Source organism: Methanolobus psychrotolerans (assembly GCF_002243045.1).
GTDB lineage: Archaea > Halobacteriota > Methanosarcinia > Methanosarcinales > Methanosarcinaceae > Methanolobus > Methanolobus psychrotolerans.
The window spans coordinates 1-6,811 of sequence record NZ_MBKP01000068.1 but is presented as its reverse complement, the minus strand read 5'-3'; the positions used below and the strand labels follow the sequence as shown (position 1 = coordinate 6,811).

Genomic DNA, 6,811 nt, shown 5'->3' with positions numbered 1-6,811 from the left:
ACTTCGTAGACAAGTGGATCATGGTCCGCATCGTGGTATTCAACATAATCGTCATAGCCGTCACCGTCTGTATCTTTTAATAGAGGATCGGTTCCAATTCCAAACTCTTCTCCATCACTCAGTTTGTCACCATCGGTGTCTGGGTTCAGAGGCTCGGTGCCATATTCATTTTCAGTAAGGTCGTCAATGCCGTCACCGTCACTATCGACTTCTGTCGGATCGCTTATCACGTGTAAGAAAATCTTGCCATCATTATCGATCACAACCCCGGCTTCTTCCCCATCTGTCAGTCCGTCACCGTCTGTATCGGGATTCTCAGGATCTGTATAGTACCAGTTGCCAAGACCATCCCTGAAACCGGATGTTTCGGTGATGTCAGGGAGTCCGTCTTCATCAGTATCTACAAAACTTTCGGAAATGACCCTGAAAACATCAGGAAGGTCGTCGGCTGATGAGACAGGGAAGTACTGGCCGCCTGTGGCTGTTGCGATATTTGTGAGCAGACCACTGTTGACTCCGCTGCCAAGGCCGATAGTATAGACCGTGATATTGTTGTCGATGGCCTGCTGGGTGTAGTAGCAGTTGCAAGAATCTTGAAATTCGAACTAAAAAAGAAACTTCAGACTCAACTTCAGTTGAAGTCGAGTCCGTTAGTTAAGTATGTGATGTTACAACTGCCAGTCGTAAACTCGGAATAAGTCTGTTCTGGATGCGAAGACTTTGACAAAGTCTCCAGTTTGAAAAGACTTATATTCTTCTTGACCAGGACTTACCATTATTTTGCCAACCCCGATGTCTACAAATAGTTCATGTCGCTCATCATTTACTTCTTCGATTTTACCAAAGAAAATATGGCCAAAGCTAGGGTCATTGTACTCACCTTTTGTGAGTGCAGCAGCTTGAACACAGTATTCTGGTTTAGATAATTTCTCAACAGTTGCAAAAATCACATATATGGTAATATCTTTTATTTTGCCTAGCATGTCATGGCTAACTGACATATCGGGATCAAACAAGCCTATTCTTTTACCATTTGACAGTTCAATAATTACATCTTGATCATAGATTTTCCCTTCGTAACCCGATCCCTCCTCTATTCTAATGATCTTCGCTTTTACAGTAGGGTATTCCATTCAAAATCTCCTTAATATTTCATCAATTACAGTGCAATTGGAACTTTAGTTCTTAGATACGGGAAAGCACTTACAATAAACCCATTATTTCCAACAACAATTTTAAGTACTTTTTCTGAAGAGGCTGCAACATCATAGTAATAAATACCTTCCTTCACATCGAATTTTCCATTGCTGATACCTTCATTAATTAGACTTTGAACAGTTTCTGCACTTCGATAATTTGTTCCAGAGGGGTCAAATGCATTAGCAAATTGGTTCAAACTCACGTCATCATAATCCTTTATGTGTTTTTCAAATATATGCTTCCAGCCCACAGGAGTTTTATCTAATGCTTCAGCCTCTGCTTTTGTTAATCCTTCTTCAAGCCATACAACCCTTTCAGTGTTGCTCTTCATAACATCAATGGTTTTCGCCAAATTACCATTCTTATCAGCAATAGTAATCAAGTCTGGTAGTATTTCGTCACCGTACTTGCCTACTAACCTCGTAGCCGCACCGCTATACAAAACGTCAAGAATAATTTTCTTTGCCTGATTGAGCGGCACATATTTGAGAAGAGGCACCATGACTTTCTGAATATCATTGGCTTTCGAAGAATATTTCGTAGTGAACATACCAACGGCTGCAGCCGTCTTTACACCGTCTCCAACACCCGAGAACGCACCCGCAGCATTCAGTGCCGCACCAAGTTCATCACCATTAATAAGAGCCTGTACTGCATCCCTTGCATCCGCGACGGCACCGACAACAGGCACAAGTGAGAAGCCGATCCAGCCTACAAGGTAATACGGTGAGGATGCTATTTCGTAATCAACAAGGTAGCTAAGACTTCCGCCTTCAATTCCGGTTTCACCGAAAACTGCTCCGATGACTATGACCCTGCCTATCTCAAGTATGGATGGATCAATTGTTGTTGATGCAGGCATCAATTATTAGGAGTCTAGGCGATTAACGAGTTTAGTCTCGCCAGTATCCAGATTTGATGAAGAAAAAAAGATTACAGACTTCACTTCAATCGAAGTGAGTCTGTTCATTAAGTGTGTGATGTTACAATTATTAGTCGTAAACCCTGAACAAGTCTGCCCGAGAACCAAATATTTTGACAAAATCCCCTACCTTAAAAGATTTGTGTTTCTCAATCTGGATGGGACTGACCATGATTTTACCAACTCCAATATCGACAATCTGATTATTGTGTTCACCATATATCTTTTCAATCTTGCCAAAAAAGACATGGCCAGAACTAGGTGGGTGATATTTGCCTTCTTCACCAATCGGGAGTTCTACACCAAATTTTGGTTCTGGCAATTTCTCAACAAAAGAGAGAATAGCATCAATAGTAATGTCCTTTACCTTGTTCAGTAAATCAGGACTTGCTGACATGTCAGGATCAAATAGACCAATAATCTTCCCATCTGATAGCTCGATGAACACATATTGATCATAGACTTTTCCTTCATAACCAGATCCATCTTCCATTTTTACTATTTTTGCTTTAACAGTAGGTATTTCATCAATCATCACTTATTGAATATCCATATTTTAACAATAAGTTAAGTGAATCAGCATACGCTTCTCTTAAAATTTCTAATTCATCACTTTTTTCCAATGATGAGTTCAAATTGAGCAAATCCACTTCAAGCTTTTTTGTTGCTCGAAGCAACGCAGAGACTATTTTTTCTGTAGATGTCTTGCATTCTTTTTTTGAATCGTGGTTTTTACACTTACATTCGAAAATGATGCTTGCAGCTTCTTCCTGTGGAATGAGTGTAAGAACATCAGGATTATCAAAGAAGATTTGTTTTACACATTTCCCTTCCAGTAGATCAGGTATTTTTTTATGGAAATCTGTCAGAAAATACCATACATAGTCGTTAGCAATGCTATCTTGTCCAGAAGTTTTACTCTGAGTCAAAAAAATATTGTCGCAGGAGATACAAACGTCTCCTACAATTTCCCAACTAAGTAATTCCTTATCCTTTTCAGGTATCTGAGGATACTTGAAAATACTAGAAGCGGGTGACATATCCACTAGATCAATTTTTATGTTAAATGCATTGTTCATGGATTTACCTTCTATTGTTTCTTAGCTAATATACTGGAAACGACGTTACTATATAGCCGTTGCTTCCTACTATAGTTTTTATAGTCCAACCATCTGGGGACAAATGTTCATATAGATAAGTTACTCTTCCTTTCTTATCAATGGTAACGGTTTCAGTTCCTTCTTTTACAGATTGCAAAACTATCTCCATTATCTGATCTTGATTCATTGAAGATGGAAACTTACTACCCCCCGCAATTTCGCCTGTAATATGCTTCTTTACAATATGTGTCCATCCAGAAATCGAATTTCCTTCTTCCAACCATCTGACTTCACTTCCACTTTTAGTGACACCTATAGTCTTCGAAAGATCACCATTCTTATCAGCAATCGTTATCAGATCTGGAAGTACTTCATCACCGTACTTGCTTATAAGCCTCGTAGCCGCACCGCTATACAAAACGTCAAGGATTACTTTCTTAGCCTGATTGAGTGGTACATATTTGAGAAGAGGCACCATTACTTTTTGAATATCATTGGCTTTCGAAGAATATTTCGTAGTGAACATACCAACGGCTGCAGCCGTCTTTACACCGTCTCCAACACCCGAGAACGCACCCGCAGCGTTCAGTGCCGCACCAAGTTCATCACCATTAATAAGAGCCTGCACGGCATCCCTTGCATCTGCAACAGCACCAACAACAGGCACCAGTGAGAATCCGATCCAGCCTACGAGATAGTAGGGTGAGGATGCTATTTCGTAATCAACAAGGTAGCTAAGACTTCCGCCTTCAATTCCGGTTTCACCGAAAACTGCTCCGATGACTATGGCTCTGCCGATCTCAAGTATGGATGGATCAACTGCTTTTGATTCAGCTTCCAATGGGTTTGGATCAAGACCATCCAGAATATCATCACCATCAGTATCAGGGTTAAATGGTTTCGTTCCTAGCATGTATTCATCAGGGTCGTCAAGGAAATCATTGTCACTATCAACTTCTGTCGGGTCGCTGACAACGTTAAAGTAGATTTTGCCTTCAAAATCCATCACAAATCCGGCCTCAGCACTATCATTTATACCGTCACCGTCTGTATCGGGATTCTCCGGGTCCGTGTAGTACCAGTTGCCAAGACCGTCCCTGAAACCGGATGTTTCGGTGATGTCGGGAAGACCGTCCTCATCGGTATCTACAATACTCTCGGAAATGACCCTGAAAACATCAGGAAGGTCGTCGGCTGAAGATACGCGGAAGTACTGGCCGCCTGTGGCTGTTGCGATATCCATGAGCAGGGTGCTGTTCACTTCGCTGCCAAGGCCGATGGTGTAGACTGTGATATTGTTGTCGATAGCCTGCCGGGTGTAGTAATTGCTATAAAAGTCTTGGAATTCGAATTAGAATAGAAACTTTCAGACTCAACTTCAGGCAAGTTGAGCCTGTTTTACAAAATAGGATTTGTTCTAAATGCATTTTTCCCTGCTGTTCACAAAACCCATGCTATTCAAAAAGATTCCAGGGAATATATTCCCTGTACTTTTCTTCAATATCACTAGGCTTGATCTCGATCCCTTTATCCCTTGCTAACAGCAGGAACGCGCATCCTGATATATCCACAAGTTCGTCAGCCGTAAGAAGACCTTTTGTTATCCTTTTTTTGTGGACTTTGAGGTCTTTGTTTACTCCTTCTTTGACAGCATTGGCATCACTGGTTTGTATCCCTTCAATAAACCTTAAAGCACCTTCAAAAAAATCGCTTTTCTTTGTTTTGTTAATCTCTGCGACTTTTTTCGTAAAATTTGATACATCATCCAACTTATCCAAGATTAAACTTTCAAGTGCCTTCAGGTAATAGAAATTAATTGCCACATCGGGGAATTTCTCGGGGATATCAGCATGCTTTTTTGGCATCTCATTAGCGACTTCAGTCATCAGATCAGTGTTACCTGAGAAGATCGACATGTAGAGCGCACCCAAATATACACCTACATCTGATTCCAGATACGAGTGATAGTACTCCATGCTGGATTCAGTGCACTTCAAGTAATTATGCGCTGCCTGCTCGAACCACTCAATGCTTTCTTCCCTGTTCCCCAAAAGGAGAGTATAGATAGCAATGCCACGGGATTCAAGTGCCATACTGTGATATGCAGTGGCAATTTTTCCAGGTATGATTTTATCCCACATGGATTTGTACATATCCAATGTTTTCAGATTCTTTTCAATCCTGTTTTTCATTTCATCTTCGGATACTATCATATAACTTCCCCGATTTTTATCAAGTCAACGTTTTCAATGCCCAACCCTGTCTCTGCAAGACTTTCAACTACAGTTTTAGCATTGATAGGTGCGTTCTGCACAACCACAAGTTCCTTTCTGATTTCACCTGCGAGTACTGCAGCTTTAAGCTGGTCGGCTAAATCAGAAGATATCAAACCTTTCTCATCCATCCTTATAATAGCATCGTCAATCCAGCGATCATCCATCTGCCTTGCGGGTTGACCGGCTATCTCCATCGTGCTCAGTATTCCTTTCCCTACATTCCCGGCAGTGCTTGTAAATTTCGCCTCCATGATAACAAATGTCTCGCCGTCCTTGTATATCAGATCAATACCTTCCTGATTTGCTAAGTCCTTGAAGAAACCATCCGTTGCTCCCAGAGGTTGGAACCCTTTCTCTTGTACCACCCAGTATGCAGCCCTTTCACCGAGTTCACCTTTGGACAAGCTCGTGCCGCCCAGATCACTTATGAATTGAGCACCATTGTCTATATATCTTACTTCAGTGTTTATTCCGAATCTGGCAGCTCTTATTACCAACCCGTCAACGCCATCAACATGAGAGATAGAGTCTACATTGTTACCAAGTTCCTTGAGAGGGATATCTCTTATTAGCAGCGGTATAATATCTTCATTGCTCAGTCCCTTGCTTTTGAGCAATGAAATTGAATAATCAAATATTTCATCAACTACCCCAAGATTCAATATATCAGATGCATGGGGGATTACGTGTTTGCCCAATACTTTGGCAAGATCATCATCTTTGAAGAGTATTTACTAACGAAGAGTCCTAATGCTGAAGCTGTCTTAATGCCATCTCCAACACCAGAGAACGCACCCGCAGCGTTCAGTGCCGCACCAAGTTCATCACCGTTGATAAGAGCCTGCACAGCATCCCTTGCATCTGCAACAGCACCAACAACAGGCACCAGTGAGAAACCGATCCAGCCCACGAGATAGTAGGGTGAGGATGCTATTTCGTAATCAACAAGGTAGCTAAGACTTCCGCCTTCAATTCCGGTTTCACCGAAAACTGCTCCGATGACTATGGCCCTGCCTATCTCAAGTGTGCTTGGACCGGAGCTTGCTTTTGTGTGTTTAAGTGGCTCAGGGTCTTCGTCATCTCCCAGTCCGTCGTGGTCAGTATCGGAACTCAGCGGATTTATTCCAAGTTCGTATTCTTCTAGGTCATTAAGGGAATCATCATCACTGTATTCCTCCGTGGGGTCGCTTATCACGTTGAAACTGTATTCGATATACGAGCCGGCGTTTGTCTGAAGTACTCCTACCTCCAGGCCGTCGATCAGGCCATCGCCATCGGTGTCAGGATTCTCAGGATCGGTGCAGTAAACATGG

Annotated in this window: 10 protein-coding genes and 1 pseudogene; 1 reads left to right on the top strand and 10 read right to left on the bottom strand. The window is 41.9% G+C overall.

Annotated elements, in window-relative coordinates; genetic code table 11:
* Together BB781_RS14600 and BB781_RS16540 are read right to left on the bottom strand one after the other, a co-directional pair.
* A partial coding sequence (locus tag BB781_RS14600) for a hypothetical protein (protein ID WP_207205306.1) occupies positions 1-263 on the bottom strand: 263 nt, incomplete at its 3' end.
* 6 nt (positions 264-269) lie between these two features.
* Positions 270-374, bottom strand: a pseudogene (locus BB781_RS16540) (hypothetical protein); the annotation flags it as partial.
* Here BB781_RS16540 and BB781_RS15900 point away from each other — a divergent pair.
* A complete protein-coding gene (locus BB781_RS15900) occupies positions 373-540 on the top strand; it encodes a hypothetical protein (RefSeq protein ID WP_164997924.1) in 168 nt (55 codons plus the stop codon). The pseudogene BB781_RS16540 and the gene BB781_RS15900 sit on opposite strands and share 2 nt — an antisense overlap.
* A 128-nt stretch (positions 541-668) precedes the next feature.
* On the opposite strand, the gene BB781_RS14595 is transcribed toward BB781_RS15900, so the two are convergent.
* The 8 genes from BB781_RS14595 to BB781_RS15895 all read right to left on the bottom strand — a co-directional run.
* On the bottom strand, positions 669-1,133 hold the full coding sequence (locus BB781_RS14595) for a hypothetical protein (protein WP_094229199.1): 465 nt from the start codon (positions 1,131-1,133) through the stop codon (positions 669-671).
* Between the two features lie 26 nt (positions 1,134-1,159).
* A complete protein-coding gene (locus BB781_RS14590) occupies positions 1,160-2,062 on the bottom strand; it encodes a hypothetical protein (RefSeq protein ID WP_094229198.1) in 903 nt (300 codons plus the stop codon).
* A gap of 130 nt (positions 2,063-2,192) precedes the next feature.
* Positions 2,193-2,657: a hypothetical protein gene (locus tag BB781_RS14585; RefSeq protein ID WP_094229197.1), complete on the bottom strand. Its 465-nt coding sequence runs from the start codon at positions 2,655-2,657 to the stop codon at positions 2,193-2,195.
* Complete coding sequence (locus tag BB781_RS14580; protein WP_094229196.1) at positions 2,650-3,201, bottom strand: hypothetical protein; 552 nt, start codon at positions 3,199-3,201, stop codon at positions 2,650-2,652. The genes BB781_RS14585 and BB781_RS14580 overlap by 8 nt, the downstream gene beginning before the upstream one ends.
* 25 nt (positions 3,202-3,226) lie before the next feature.
* On the bottom strand, positions 3,227-4,465 hold the full coding sequence (locus BB781_RS14575) for a hypothetical protein (protein ID WP_094229195.1): 1,239 nt from the start codon (positions 4,463-4,465) through the stop codon (positions 3,227-3,229).
* Positions 4,466-4,676: 211 nt separating this feature from the next.
* Positions 4,677-5,435, bottom strand: a complete 759-nt coding sequence (locus BB781_RS14570; protein ID WP_094229194.1) for an Imm49 family immunity protein — start codon at positions 5,433-5,435, stop codon at positions 4,677-4,679.
* On the bottom strand, positions 5,432-6,160 hold the full coding sequence (locus tag BB781_RS14565; RefSeq protein WP_164997923.1) for a hypothetical protein: 729 nt from the start codon (positions 6,158-6,160) through the stop codon (positions 5,432-5,434). Before BB781_RS14565 ends, BB781_RS14570 begins: the two co-directional genes overlap by 4 nt.
* Positions 6,161-6,180: 20 nt before the next feature.
* The coding region (locus tag BB781_RS15895) for a hypothetical protein (protein WP_207205305.1) at positions 6,181-6,811 on the bottom strand (631 nt) is incomplete at its 5' end.